The 13,125-nt window shown below is 34.1% G+C and carries 13 protein-coding genes; 3 read left to right on the top strand and 10 right to left on the bottom strand.

What is annotated here, in order from left to right; genetic code table 11:
* Positions 1-469 precede the first annotated feature (469 nt).
* The 9 genes from ACZZZA_RS16160 to ACZZZA_RS16120 form a co-directional block, all read right to left on the bottom strand.
* On the bottom strand, positions 470-1,486 hold the full coding sequence (locus ACZZZA_RS16160) for a WD40/YVTN/BNR-like repeat-containing protein (protein WP_463433511.1): 1,017 nt from the start codon (positions 1,484-1,486) through the stop codon (positions 470-472).
* Between the two features lie 70 nt (positions 1,487-1,556).
* Complete coding sequence (locus ACZZZA_RS16155; RefSeq protein WP_463433509.1) at positions 1,557-2,315, bottom strand: hypothetical protein; 759 nt, start codon at positions 2,313-2,315, stop codon at positions 1,557-1,559.
* Positions 2,308-2,604, bottom strand: a complete 297-nt coding sequence (locus tag ACZZZA_RS16150; protein WP_463433507.1) for a hypothetical protein — start codon at positions 2,602-2,604, stop codon at positions 2,308-2,310. Before ACZZZA_RS16150 ends, ACZZZA_RS16155 begins: the two co-directional genes overlap by 8 nt.
* Positions 2,605-2,760: 156 nt before the next feature.
* Positions 2,761-3,135: a hypothetical protein gene (locus ACZZZA_RS16145; RefSeq protein ID WP_463433505.1), complete on the bottom strand. Its 375-nt coding sequence runs from the start codon at positions 3,133-3,135 to the stop codon at positions 2,761-2,763.
* Between the two features lie 58 nt (positions 3,136-3,193).
* The gene (locus ACZZZA_RS16140; RefSeq protein WP_463433503.1) at positions 3,194-3,748 is read right to left on the bottom strand and encodes a hypothetical protein; all 555 of its coding nucleotides are present in this window, start codon (positions 3,746-3,748) and stop codon (positions 3,194-3,196) included.
* 65 nt (positions 3,749-3,813) lie between these two features.
* Complete coding sequence (locus ACZZZA_RS16135; protein ID WP_463433501.1) at positions 3,814-5,286, bottom strand: zinc metalloprotease; 1,473 nt, start codon at positions 5,284-5,286, stop codon at positions 3,814-3,816.
* Between the two features lie 12 nt (positions 5,287-5,298).
* Positions 5,299-7,209, bottom strand: coding sequence for a type VI secretion system Vgr family protein (locus tag ACZZZA_RS16130; protein WP_463433499.1), 1,911 nt, complete (start codon positions 7,207-7,209; stop codon positions 5,299-5,301).
* A 221-nt stretch (positions 7,210-7,430) separates the two neighbouring features.
* Positions 7,431-8,738, bottom strand: a complete 1,308-nt coding sequence (locus tag ACZZZA_RS16125; RefSeq protein ID WP_463433497.1) for a helix-hairpin-helix domain-containing protein — start codon at positions 8,736-8,738, stop codon at positions 7,431-7,433.
* A gap of 234 nt (positions 8,739-8,972) precedes the next feature.
* Positions 8,973-9,317, bottom strand: coding sequence for a MerR family transcriptional regulator (locus ACZZZA_RS16120; protein ID WP_034757421.1), 345 nt, complete (start codon positions 9,315-9,317; stop codon positions 8,973-8,975).
* 83 nt (positions 9,318-9,400) lie between these two features.
* On the opposite strand from ACZZZA_RS16120, the gene ACZZZA_RS16115 reads away from it, so the two are divergent.
* Together ACZZZA_RS16115 and lipA are read left to right on the top strand one after the other, a co-directional pair.
* Positions 9,401-10,291: an SMP-30/gluconolactonase/LRE family protein gene (locus ACZZZA_RS16115; protein WP_463433494.1), complete on the top strand. Its 891-nt coding sequence runs from the start codon at positions 9,401-9,403 to the stop codon at positions 10,289-10,291.
* An 88-nt stretch (positions 10,292-10,379) separates the two neighbouring features.
* Positions 10,380-11,246 (top strand): lipoyl synthase, encoded by an 867-nt coding sequence (gene lipA, locus ACZZZA_RS16110; protein ID WP_463433492.1) that lies wholly within the window; start codon positions 10,380-10,382, stop codon positions 11,244-11,246.
* A gap of 117 nt (positions 11,247-11,363) precedes the next feature.
* On the opposite strand, the gene ACZZZA_RS16105 is transcribed toward lipA, so the two are convergent.
* Complete coding sequence (locus ACZZZA_RS16105) at positions 11,364-11,744, bottom strand: SpoIIAA family protein (protein ID WP_463433490.1); 381 nt, start codon at positions 11,742-11,744, stop codon at positions 11,364-11,366.
* 111 nt (positions 11,745-11,855) lie between these two features.
* Between ACZZZA_RS16105 and ACZZZA_RS16100 the strand changes: the two genes are divergently transcribed.
* Positions 11,856-13,061, top strand: a complete 1,206-nt coding sequence (locus ACZZZA_RS16100) for an NAD(P)/FAD-dependent oxidoreductase (RefSeq protein ID WP_463433488.1) — start codon at positions 11,856-11,858, stop codon at positions 13,059-13,061.
* Positions 13,062-13,125: the final 64 nt, after the last annotated feature.

Here is a 13,125-nt window from a genome sequence, read left to right as displayed (position 1 = left end):
TCCGTACGAATTATTAAAGTTATTTAAGTGGTTGTAAATAAGACTTTTATAAGTTATTATTTTTATATGTGTCAACTAAATGAAAAACTTTACAATTCTATTTTTCAAATTTAAGCAGGAGAGTAGGCAACATATCCACTCATAATTTTATTTCTTCTTCGGCGCATTCACATTAATATTTCCAGCTCCATCAAATACGTATTCCCACTCGGGTCTTCAATGAAAACACTTCCTTGCGCATCATTCAAAATAATTTTAGTTTCGCTTCGGGTTCTTATTACTTTTAGATCGTTTCCTCGGTGTGATAACCGCTTGTTTCGCTGCCGTTGTAGTGCGTGCGTGCAATAAAAGGCTTTTCTGCATTTTGGGATTCAAAATCGACTAAGACTTCTTCGTTGAGCTCGGGGATGAGATTAAAATAGAGTATTAAACTTTTGTATCAAAAAAGAATAAGCTCCATACTACTATTTTAATCTGTTTTTGGACATCCTATAACTAATCTTGCCCCTCTTTCTTCCTGGCTACCTTTAAACATTGCTGCTAACATGTATATGTATCCTTTACCAGAATAGCCTATAGGTCTTGGAACAATAAAAAAATTTTCTAATTTTTCTTTGTGCCAAGTTTTCCCTCTGTCTTCACTCCAAATATAGCTTGAATATGGCGTTCCATATAGCTCTGCAAAATAGAAATCACCATATGTTGTAACATAATACCCATCAGGAAGATTGACTAATTCCTTTTTATCAATATAATATATCGATATCTTATTTTTTTCTAAATCTTTACTTACTAAACTCACATATGTAGCTCCTGTTTTAGCATCTTTTGTTAAAGTTTCTATTTTCATTTCTTCGGGAACAGGGATTTTTGTCATAACTTTTTTTTCATTCAATTTCATATTGTATTCGATAAGATTATTATTTTCAACAAATAAAATAATATTTTCAGATTGAAAAACGTACCCTAAATCAAATTGCTCCGATTGAAGATTAAACTCTTCCCAACTTTTTCCTTCATCATTTGTATATAAATATTTTGATTTGTCCTTATAGAGACAGATTATCCCATCTTTTTCTGAATAGAAATTCATATCATATAAATCTTCATTATCAAAGTCTTTAACTTTTTTCCAACTTTTTCCAAAGTCTTTGGATAAAAAAAGAGAAGAAGATATTTTATTTGCCCCATCAACAAAATTCCGGTCTTTTAATACTACAAATAAATTTTTCCCTGCAAAATATCCTTCAGATATTGTCCCTTTACCTAAAGTTATTTTATAAAAAGTTTTCCCGAAATCTAAACTTCTATATATTACAGAATTTTTATTATCTGGGTTTTCTCCACTATCATCCCCCAACAGAAAAAAAATATCTTTATTGTAGGTTATTATTTGATTAAACTCATACCTATTTAATGCATCAAAATAAGTGTTAAAAGGTTTTTCTCCCTGTATTTTATTAAAATCTATTATTTTCCATTCCATTTTTGATTCTTTATGAGTTTGACAAGAATTTACATTTACAGCGAAAATAAGTATACATAGTGATACTATTCTATTTAAAAATTTCATCCCAGTAATTTTTAAAATTATTTTTTGTTCCTTCTACTATTTCTTTGGTATCTTTTTTCAATTGTTCCCACGAAGAATTAGTTACACTTCCATAATCCATATTTTTTGCCATAATCCATGCCTGTTCCCAAGTTTCTGCTCCCATCCACTCTTTCATCTCCGGAGTCAAAAGAATACGTATTAAATCTTGAACAGGAAGCTTTGACATTTCATATGGATTATATGCATCTGGGTGAGTGGCAAAGGCAAATAATTGAAATTTAGAGTTATTAAGTTCTATGTTTGTATAAAATATACTCATTTTTTTTGGAGGTTTGATAGGAGTAACTCCATTAGCTTGGGTTAAGCCATTTTTAATATTATATGATTTATTATAAATAGAAATATAATTTTTATTTACAACTCCCTGCTCCATATAATCTTGTAGCTTTAGTTTTGCTTTTTTTAGCCAATCTTTTCCTGCATCAGTAAGCTTTGGCATCAATTCGTCAGTAAATGCTGAACAATATTTATAGCCGTAACTTCCGTAAGGTGAAGGAATTACAGTTTTATTACCTTTTACATATTGTGGAAGCACATTATCCTTCTTTAGCCTTTGTCTTTCAGCAGCCTCTATTTCCATGTGTCCATCAACATCTCCAAATATGCTAAGTCGCATTTTAGCTAAAACTTTTAGACGTATTATAGATTTTTCATATTCGGATAATTTTCCTTTGTCCTTTACATTTCTAAGACTAACCATAATAATATACAGGAGGAGTATGCAAGCAATCCGGGTGTCGCTTCATAAAATTTTTGAAACGGTCTACATAATAATCACATGTTCCTTTACCTATTGGAATAGGTTCATAATTACATGTTTTCTTATCATGCCCATTGGGTTTTTCCGGTTCTCCATATATGACCCCTCCTTCTTTCCCAACCTGTATAACTTTAGAACCAATATTTTCAATATCTTCTTTAGAATAAACTTTATAATTTCCTCCTGTTATCTTAGTAATGTTACCTTTTACAATCCTAGTTCTACTCATAATTTTAATTTTAAAAATTATTTCCTTTTTCTGAACTATTATTTTTCACACTTTTATCAGAATGATGTTCATGAGTTCCCGAACTTTGTGAAATTATTTTACCTTCACTTATTTCATTTCGTTCTTTTTTAGTCTCAGTATGCACATCACCCTTAATTATTTCTGTGAGTTTTCCAGTAATGAACATACTCGCATCGCCAACACAGAAGTCATTTTCATCATTCCTACAGTTTCGCTATTGTTCATCCCAATGCTGTCGGATTTGTTCATTCCTACAGTAGTGATCATATTCATTCCGGCTGTCATAGTAATGTTTTCTCCTGCATTTAATGTAAAGTTTTTAGGCGCATTCACATTGATATTTCCCTGTCCATCCATCAAATACGTATTTCCACTCGGATCTTCAATGAAAACACTTCCTTCCGCATCATTCAGAATAATTTTAGTTCCGCTTCGTGTGTGGATTACTTTCTTGTCATTTCCGCTTGTATGGTACGAACTGGTTTCAGAACCATTATAATGCGTTCCCATCACAAAAGGTTTCTCTGCATTCTGGGATTCATGGCTTATAACTAAAAAACAGCCTAAATCAATTATTAAGATACTCTTCTGTTTCTCTTTTTATAACCTTTCCTGTAATACCATCCAAAGTAATAATTTCTACCAAATCTGGACGTTTTAAACGTTCTATCTTCCAAATAGGCTTATCATTCTCTATTTTTCTGGAAATGGTGTTGTGCCAACCGTTTTGGGAAATGGGTCCTTTTTTTACTTCAATATTTTCTGTTTCACAGAACATCAAAATATCCTCAAATGTAAACTTGAAAGGCTTGTCATAGTCGATTTCTTTTACCAAATTGCCTTGCTCGTCAAATTCGTACCAAACGCCTTTTTTTAATCCCCCCCAAACATTTGAAGCTATTCCCTTATATTTAATATTCCCAGAAATAAAATAATCTTTAACAATCTTAAAATATGAATCTTTTGGAGTTTCATAATATGCTGAACCAGATTTAACTCTAATCATTTCAATATATGTCCCATTTTCTAGTTTTATTGATACTATATTAGAATTATTGCGATTAATACTATTGTATCTTACTGAATCAAACTTTTCAAATTTATTATCGATTTGAGAAATCATTAGTCTATTTTTTTGAGCGTTACACGAAATATTTAATATCAATATAATTAAAAAATAATATTTTTTCATATGTTGATTATTTTTGAGTTTGCTTTTTGCCATTGCCATTTCCAGAGACTGTATCTGCCCTTCCCTAAATTATGAGAATAATCCATAACATTTTCAGTCATTCCATAAATATAAGTATATTCGGCATTAGAATCTGCAACAGAGTTGGTGAAACTATGAGGAATCCCTTTAGTATGAAGAAATTCATGGGCGGGAGTTTCGTTACTTTTTCCTGAAAAGAGAACTACAAAATCGGATATGGCGTACCCATTAAGCCCTTTATAAGCCCCTGATTTTCTTTTCTCACAACCCTTTTCTCCTAAATAGAAAGCTACAAAATGTTTGCTGTATTTATATTCATTTTCTCCTTTTGCCTTTAAATCTCCTTTTAGTTTACCATTAAGGTAGAAAACAAGATTAAGGTATCCCGGAGCATGAGCAGCAGGAATTAGGCTTTCATCCTCATAATATGCCAGTATTTTTGAGCCGTCCACATATTTTCCACCCGGTTGCAGATTGGTATCTGAGGATAAATCTAAAGAATAGGTTTCAATATCTACTTGTATCAATGCCTGATTCAAATATTTTTCAAACAATTCTTTCTGACCGCTTGAATTACCAGAAGTTTTCCCATTAATATCTGTATCTATACTAACAAGCAACACCTTCGATTTTTTCCTTTTCGTAGCATCATTTGCCCATACATTTAGTTTTCCGGCTAACTGTTCAATTTCTTTTCCATCTTTATCTTTAGAAATTGCATACACCTCAATTGCCTGATCTGTAGAAAACTCTTCCAGACATTCTATCGTTACATAATCTTTGAGATCATGTTTTTCTTTGGACTTAGCAGTAATTTCCATGGGAGTTATAGCAAAGTGAGGATTTTCTTTAAACTTTAATGTTTCAGGTTCTGTATTCACTTCTACAATTAGGCTAAGCAAAGCTTTCGTATTACTAAAACCCGAAGCTATTACGTTACCCGTTTTATCCTTAATTTTTGTAGGATATAAAGAAAGCCACGAGCAAAAATAATCTTCCGGAGTTTTATCCTTTTTTTTCTTCCAAGGAATACTGTATACTCCATATTCGTTTCTCAATTTTGCAAACATATTTGATGATGTTTTAAAATAACCCCCGTATTCATTCTGATCTGCTTCTAATATATTGAAAGTAGAATCCTTATATTGCTCAGCAATTATATCCTCATAATAGGTGTCTCCAAAAGTGGTGGTTTCACCAAGACGCATCCAGTCAAAACCATAGTCTTCACCTTTCCAATTATTCTTTGGTCTGAAATAGACTACACATTTTGCAGGAAGTTCTATACCCGGAGCATGCTTTGGCGAGCTATAGCTTATTCCTTTTTCTACGCCGGTTTCTTTTATTTCTGTTGCAGAGTTATAAACAATATCAGATGTAGAATATATATTGTAATCTCCTTCTACTATTTCGGTTAGCTTTCCTCCAATGATCCGTATTCTGCTCATAAAAAATAGTTTTTAGTGAGATTTACTTTTTTCACCACTGTTATTCTGAACCTCGTTTTGGGCATGTTTTGTAATAGATGAGTTACTTGATGTCTCTACACCAGCATCATTATTAACTACCGTTTTTCCTTTCTTAGTTTCACTATGTACATCACCCTCAATTATTTCTGTTAGTTTTCCAGTAATAAACATACTTGCGTCCCCGACAACAGAAGTCATTTTCATCATTCCCACAGTTTGAGTATTATTCATACCAATGCTGCTAGATTTATTCATCCCGACAGTAGTAGTCATATTTTGACCAACATTAATGTTCATATTTTTTCCGGCAGTAAAAGTCATGTCATTGGGTGCATTCACATTAATATTTCCCTGTCCATCCATCAAATACGTATTCCCACTCGGATCTTCAATGAAAACAGAACCTTCTGCATCATTCAGAATGATCTTGGTTCCAGATCTTGTGTGAATTACTTTCTTATCATTGCCAGAAGTGTGGTAAGAACTCGTTTCACTCCCATTATAATGCGTTCCCATCACAAAAGGTTTCTCTGCATTCTGGGATTCATGGCTTACCAGAACTTCCTCGCCAATCTCCGGGATAAAATGAAAACCTTTGCCTGATCCTGAGTGGGGTTGTATCAGTCTGATCCACGGGTTTTTTTGTCCTTTATCTTCCTGCCACGGAAATTGTACCCGCACTCTTCCCATTCCCATCGGGTCGTTGTTGTCCATTACTCTTGCAGACTGCTCTTCGCCTTTCGGTACGGCTTCGGTATCGATGTAAGGGGAGGCATTGAATAAATCGGGGATTCCGACAAACTCGTTGTAATAGTCACCCGGCTCATAAACGTGCTTGATTTCTATAATCCGGTAGGTTTCCATTGCTTTACCGTTGATATCCGAAAGCTGGGCTCTCCCGCCTATTTTCAGTTCGGGAGTTTTGCTTCTGCCTCTGACCTGCATCAGGTTCTCCCGCTTTTCTTTTTCCAACCGGACAGCTTCTGCCAATTGCCCTTCTGACCGGTTTTGGATTCCGGTATGGTTGAAGTGCATTTTTGGTTTTTTATTAAAAATGGTTTGGGAAGCAATTACTGCAATTGCCTGAAAAGGACTTTCTTTGAACTCGCTTTGTACACCATTGCTGTGTTTTTCTATCCTCGCTCCGCTCTGCGAATCATACCCTGTGAAGGTAAATTCCTGCGCCTGCATCTGCATCTCAAATTCAACATCGATCAGGTCCATATTTTCCCTAAGCTTCAAAACAGGCTGTACCTGACCTCCAAAGACCAGTTTTTCACCGTTGTAATACAAATATTCTCCGTGACGAATGGCGAGTCTCCGGATAAACTGATAATCAGATTCTTTGTATTGAACGGTGTAAGGAAGGGCTTTTTTGTTGTAAGCATTAAGGTGATTGGAAGAAATCTCTACCTGTGCTTCTGCTGGATATTCTTCGTTAATTTGCTTGATGATCTGTTCCAGTGTTTTGTCTTCAAAGCTTTGACAGTCTTTTCCACTTTCTAACAAAATGCTTGGTGCAAATCCTGTAATGTGCAAATCTCCGTAACCGCCACCTTCGTCTTTTTTGTTGCGGATTTTCCCGATGATGCCTCTAAAATAATAGCGGGATTCGCCAAAACGCCAATAGGTAATTCCTATTTCTTTTCCGAGTAGTTTTCTGGAATTTTCCATTACATACCCTTTGAATGTGTCTAAAGCATCATCCGGAACGGTAATGGTAAAGGTATCGTGGTCATTGGTTTTCTGGTGAAGCTCTACTTCATAGCTGTTTTTTCTCAGAAATTCTTTTCCGTCTATGGTCAAAAGACAATAAACCATAGAGTTGGTTTTGTCGTGAAGCCAGTCTTGAAAAGAACGGGAAGTGCCGAATATAGAAGGGTCGAAGTTTTCGTTTTCCATAAATGTGTTTTTGTTGTGTCAAATATAATTAATTATTGTATTCAATGTAGTTTTATTACGGCAATTTCTGAAATACTTATTGTCATTAAGAAATCTCAAAATTATAAAGACTTCTGACACCACTGATAGTAGTATTGAAGGAGTCATTTCACTTTCCCCCGAATTGGCGACTGTATTATAAAGAGTACTTTTACCAACAACCAACAACCAGCAACCATCAACTACTTCAAATACAGTCTCATTCTCGCCTCATATTCGGGCTTGGTTTTTATAAACTTCCAGATTTTTTTGTCATCAGGATTACTAAGTCTGTAAAAAATAATTTTATCAGCAGAATATTTGAAATAAGGATGGTTTTTCAGCCACTCTTCAGGAGCATCAACCAAAGTATACCGCTGAACTTTAGAATTGTCAAGTGGAGAAATACTCAAAAGTTTCTGAACTAATTCTTTATCAATATTATAAGTTTCTAATATTTGTTCTTTTGTCATAAAACCGCCCAGTTTTTTTCTGAAACCAATCATTGAACCTGCACTTTTTTCATCCAGACCAAACTCCAAAAGCTGTTTAAAAGTGATGGAGTTCATATCAATTTTTGAAAAATCAGTTTTTTCCTGTGTGAATTCCGGTTTTTTATCCTCGGTTTTTTTTGCCATTGTAGAAGCATTCAATCTGATAAACGGCTTTAGTTCATCAAACTTTTCTGCTGAAATAACAAAACAGTTTTTTATATCTTCTAAATTTTTGAAACTTCCTTTCAGGTTTCTGTCACGATAATTAACAATCACATTTGCCTGTTTTTCTGAAAATCCTAAAGCCATCCAACCTTTCACATCCAAAATGTTTGGATCAAAGGTAGTTTGCGGAGTTTTAGTTTTAAACGAATTGGATTTCCCTGCATAAGCATTAAAATCTGCAGGAGTTTTTGAAGGAAGAATTAAATAAGGTTCGAGTTTCGCATAATTTTCTTCATTAATGATAAAGCATTCTTTGAATTTTTCTTTGCTTACAAAACTTCCACCGAGATAATTTTTATATTTCAGAATTGCGGCAGCCTGTTTTCCGGAAAAACCCATGTTTTCCCAATCTTTTTGTGACAATTGATCCGGATTAAATTTCTTTGAAACATTCAGAGATTTTTTGTCATAACTTTTAAAATTAAAATTTTCTTTAGCTTCAAAGTTGGTTGCCGGGAGTAAAATAAAGGTTTCAAACTGCAAAAATTTTTCTTCTGAAATTGCATAACATTTTTTGATTTGTTCTTTAGAAAGAAATTTACCACCAACTATTTTCTTGTATTTTAAGATGGTTGCAGTTTGCTTTTCAGAGAATCCGAGTTTTTGCCATTGATTTTCGTCTAAATCGTTTGGATCAAATTCGGAAAGAGATTCTATCGGTAAGTTTTCAGAAATAAAAGTGACTTCAGGAAAAGGTTCATCAGTTTTGTCTGTATATTTTTGAAACGCAAGAAGCGTCAGCAAAAGCATTCCAAGAAATGCCATCTTTTGGTAATAATTTTTTTTCATCATTTAGTAAAATTAAAAATAAAATTTAATTATAAAATGATTAAAGTAAAAAAATAATTCTAGTTTTTTCTATTATGATGAATGAAGAGCTGTACAAAAGAACCTGCTGATAATCCAATCAAAGCACTCATTACAATAGTATTGGCTTCAAAAATAATACCCATAATCAGGAGTGTTATAGTAATGCCAATCATGATAAGAAGGTATTTCCGTTCGATTTTTATCATTTTAAATTGATTATTCAGAGTCTTTTTCAACCAAAGAATCCTTCAGTTTAAGCAGTTCTGCTTTTACAAATTCCAGTCGGTCAATTAGAGTGACCGTTTCAGAAATTTTAGAGTTGGTGGTGAGCGCAATTCTGGCTCCGTCAAGCGTATATCCTTTTTCTTTTACCAAATGATAAATGATTTTCAGGTTTTTGATGTCTTCCGGTGTGAAGTAGCGATTGCCTTTTTTGTTTTTTTTAGGTTTGATGATCGGAAATTCCTGTTCCCAATATCTTATCAATGAAGCATTTACGTCGAAAGCTTTGGCAACTTCTCCTATCGAATAATACAGTTTGTCGGGTAAATTTGTCTTCATTGTAGCTGATCCTGAAAATTCAAAGATAATTATTTTTTAAACTACTTCCCAAATCGTAAATTGTCAGCTTGAAATTTAAAAGAATGAAAAAGATATTAAATGCGGGTCTTGTTGGTTTGGTTTTGGCATTTCTCAGTTGCAAATCATCAAATTACAATGTTATGTTTGAAAATACCGAACCTCAACTAGTTTCAGATCAATTCACGTTTACAGAAGGTCCTGCAACCGATAAAGAAGGGAATGTTTACTTTACCGATCAGCCTAATGATAAAATTTATATCTGGAACTGGAAAACTAATAAAGTAGAACTTTTTTTGGATAAAACAGGAAGAGCCAACGGAACTTATTTTGACGAAAACGATCATCTGATTACCTGTTCAGATAATGAGGGTGAAATCTGGAAGATTAGCAAAGACAGATCAGTCGAGGTTTTATCTAGAGGTTTTGAAGGGAAAAGACTCAATGGTCCCAACGATCTCTGGCTCGATGGAAATGGCGGGATTTACTTTACAGATCCTTTATACAAAAGAGATTACTGGGAAAATTTCAAAATAGAAATTCCTGAGAAAAATTTGTATTACAGACATAAAGATGGCAAAATTTCAAAATTGGAAACCTTCACCCAACCCAACGGAATCATTGGAAGCATTGATTTAAACAAGCTTTACGTTTCTGATATTGATGCCGGAAAAACATATGTTTACGATATTTTAGGAGACGGAAAACTTTCAGCAAAGAAACTTTTTTGTGAAATGGGTTCAGACGGAATGACCCTTGACAAAGACCAAAACCTTTATCTTACCGGAGATGGAGTGACGGTTTTTAACAAAAATGGAGAAAAAATTAATCACATTAAAATTCCGGAAGACTGGACTGGAAATGTGACTTTTGGAGGAGAAAAAAATAATGTATTATTCATTACTGCCTCAAAATCTGTTTACATTTTGCCCACAAAGACTACAGGATTGAGATAATCGGAGTTTAATTATCATTTTCATCAATGCCTGTCTTTGATTGTTTCGATAAAAAATTCCTTAACTTTGAAGTCAATTTTAGAGATAAATGGAGAATTTAGTTCAAGAAACTACCGTTCAAAAGCCAAAATGGATTCGTGTAAAACTTCCCACAGGAAAAAATTACAGAGAACTCAGAACTTTGGTTGATAAATATAAATTAAACACGATCTGCCAAAGCGGAAGTTGCCCGAATATGGGTGAATGTTGGGGAGAAGGCACGGCGACCTTCATGATTTTGGGAAATATCTGTACCAGAAGCTGCGGTTTTTGTGGTGTAAAAACCGGAAAACCAATGGATGTAAACTGGGACGAACCGGAAAAGGTTGCACGCTCTATTAAATTAATGAAAATCAAGCACGCAGTTCTGACTTCGGTTGACCGTGACGATTTAAAAGATATGGGTTCCATTCTTTGGGGTGAAACGGTAAATGCAGTGCGAAGAATTTCGCCGGGAACCACAATGGAAACCTTGATTCCCGACTTCCAGGGATTGACAAAACATCTCGACAGAATGGTCAATGTATCTCCGGAAGTGATCTCTCACAATATGGAAACTGTAAAACGTTTGACCAGAGAAGTTAGAATTCAGGCAAAATATGAAAGAAGTCTTGAAGTTTTGAGATATTTAAAAGAAGCAGGGCAAAGAAGAATAAAAACAGGTTTGATGCTTGGTTTAGGTGAAAATAAAGATGAGGTTTTTCAGACGATTGAAGACATCAGAAATGCAAATGTTGACATTATTACGATGGGGCAATATCTGCAACCCAGCAAGAAACATTTACCTGTTAAAAAATTTATCACTCCTGAAGAGTTTGATGAATTTGGAGATTTTGCCAGAAACTTAGGCTTTAGACACGTTGAAAGTTCGCCTCTTGTAAGAAGTTCTTATCACGCAGAAAAACATATTCATTAAAAAATAAATCGCTTCAATTTTGGAGCGATTTATTTTTAGTTCAGTTTGAATCTTGTTTTTTCTACTTAAATAAAATTGATTTTTTGCATCAATATTACATTAAAAAAAAAGAAATATTTATTCTTCAACCTCATTACCGTTTTGACACCAGTATAAGGCGTTGTAAAGATTCTCTTTCGGGAAAGATTTAAATTCTCCCGGCATCAGGACACTGAAAATATCCGTGAAATTTTGAACGCCTTCTTTGTCTGTTACAATTGCTGCCCGGTTCCATTTCGAAAGATTTTTTATACCTAAAAGTGCATCCTGCAACCAAGCTCCCATAGTAAAATTGCTTAAATCTGTATCTAGGTACAAGAGATAATTCAATTCTTCAAATTGTTCTACTTTATTTTTAACATGAGGAATGACTAAATTTTCGAAATCTTCTTTGGTAACTTCGCCTGTAGCATTAAAAGCTGCTACATTTTCGGGAGCGTCATTAATGATTGTGATCATATTTTTATTTTTAAATGATTTGGTGATTTAATTTATCAATAATTAAACCATAATTATAGAATCGTGCTACGAAAGGCGCAATTATTGATAATGATTTGAAAAATATTTTCTATGGACTTGAAATCTAACGAACCTTTCTGGCTTTTGAAAAACGGACTTGTTTCTTCTTATCCTTCCCTGAAATCTGATGAAGAATGTGATGTTCTCATCATCGGCGGAGGAATCACAGGAAGTCTCATTGCCCATCAAATGATAAAAGACGGATACCAGACAATCTTAATTGATAAACGTGAAATCTGTAATGGAAGCACCTCGGCAACGACCTCGATGTTGCAATACGAAATTGATACTCCGCTTTATGAATTGATTGAAATGATTGGCGAAAAAGGTGCGGTAGAAAGTTATAAAGCCTGCTCAAAATCGATTGACAATCTTGAAAAACTTACGAAAGAGATAAAGGCGAGATCCGGTTTTAAAAGAAAACAATCTTTATATTTTGCTTCAAAGAAGAAAGATGCAGTCTGGCTTGAGAAAGAATACGATGCAAGAAAAAAAGCCGGATTTGATGTTTCGTGGCTTGGACCCGAAGAGGTAGAAGAAAGATTTGGGCTTCAAAATACGTATGGTGCTATTTTGTCTAAGCAAGGCGCAAGCATCGATGCCTTTAAGTTTGCCCATGAATTATTAAAGTTTAATGAAAAAAAAGGACTGAAAATTTTTGATAAAACAGAAATGAAATCGGTCAAATATCTTCGAGATCACAACCTGGCTTTAACGAAAGAAGGCTCTAGTATAAAAGCAAAAAAGATTATTTATTGTGTAGGTTACGAAAGTAAAACAATGATTAAAGAACATTTTGTTGATCTCAAAAGCACATTTGCCATCGTTTCTGAGATCGATCATGAAAAATTTAAAAATATTGAAAATACTCTCGTCTGGAATACTGATGATCCCTATATTTATATGAGATCAACTGATGATGGGCGACTTCTGATCGGCGGCGGCGATGAAGATTTTTCAGATCCCGAGAAGCGGGATGCTTTACTCAACAAAAAAGAAAAGGAAATTCTCAAAAATCTAAAAAGAATAAAGCCTGACTATCATTTTTACACAGATTTTGTCTGGGCAGGAACTTTTGGAGAAACCAAAGACGGACTTCCATATATCGGAACTCATGATCAGTTTAAAAACTCTTATTTTGTTCTGGGTTTTGGCGGAAACGGAATTACTTTTTCTGTCACCGGAATGGAAATGACCTCTGATTTTATGAAAAATAAAAAACATCAACTCACTGAATATTTTAAATTTGGAAGATAATTTTACTGTAGATTTTAAGTTTAAATGATGAGTTAAAATGTTTCGTGGGGTTCGGCAAAGCCGA

It is taken from the genome of Chryseobacterium sp. AC405b (assembly GCF_979258685.1).
This window is presented reverse-complemented; position numbering and strand designations above follow the sequence as displayed.

Bases quoted from the DNA above. Each gene is read 5' to 3' on its own strand.
- ACZZZA_RS16160 (WP_463433511.1), bottom strand. From the start codon at position 1,486: ATGGAATGGAAAATAATAGATTTTAATAAAATACAGGGAGAAAAACCT.
- ACZZZA_RS16155 (WP_463433509.1), bottom strand. From the start codon at position 2,315: ATGGTTAGTCTTAGAAATGTAAAGGACAAAGGAAAATTATCCGAATAT.
- ACZZZA_RS16150 (WP_463433507.1), bottom strand. From the start codon at position 2,604: ATGAGTAGAACTAGGATTGTAAAAGGTAACATTACTAAGATAACAGGA.
- ACZZZA_RS16145 (WP_463433505.1), bottom strand. From the start codon at position 3,135: ATGGGAACGCATTATAATGGTTCTGAAACCAGTTCGTACCATACAAGC.
- ACZZZA_RS16140 (WP_463433503.1), bottom strand. From the start codon at position 3,748: ATGATTTCTCAAATCGATAATAAATTTGAAAAGTTTGATTCAGTAAGA.
- ACZZZA_RS16135 (WP_463433501.1), bottom strand. From the start codon at position 5,286: ATGAGCAGAATACGGATCATTGGAGGAAAGCTAACCGAAATAGTAGAA.
- ACZZZA_RS16130 (WP_463433499.1), bottom strand. From the start codon at position 7,209: ATGGAAAACGAAAACTTCGACCCTTCTATATTCGGCACTTCCCGTTCT.
- ACZZZA_RS16125 (WP_463433497.1), bottom strand. From the start codon at position 8,738: ATGATGAAAAAAAATTATTACCAAAAGATGGCATTTCTTGGAATGCTT.
- ACZZZA_RS16120 (WP_034757421.1), bottom strand. From the start codon at position 9,317: ATGAAGACAAATTTACCCGACAAACTGTATTATTCGATAGGAGAAGTT.
- ACZZZA_RS16115 (WP_463433494.1), top strand. From the start codon at position 9,401: ATGAAAAAGATATTAAATGCGGGTCTTGTTGGTTTGGTTTTGGCATTT.
- lipA (WP_463433492.1), top strand. From the start codon at position 10,380: ATGGAGAATTTAGTTCAAGAAACTACCGTTCAAAAGCCAAAATGGATT.
- ACZZZA_RS16105 (WP_463433490.1), bottom strand. From the start codon at position 11,744: ATGATCACAATCATTAATGACGCTCCCGAAAATGTAGCAGCTTTTAAT.
- ACZZZA_RS16100 (WP_463433488.1), top strand. From the start codon at position 11,856: ATGGACTTGAAATCTAACGAACCTTTCTGGCTTTTGAAAAACGGACTT.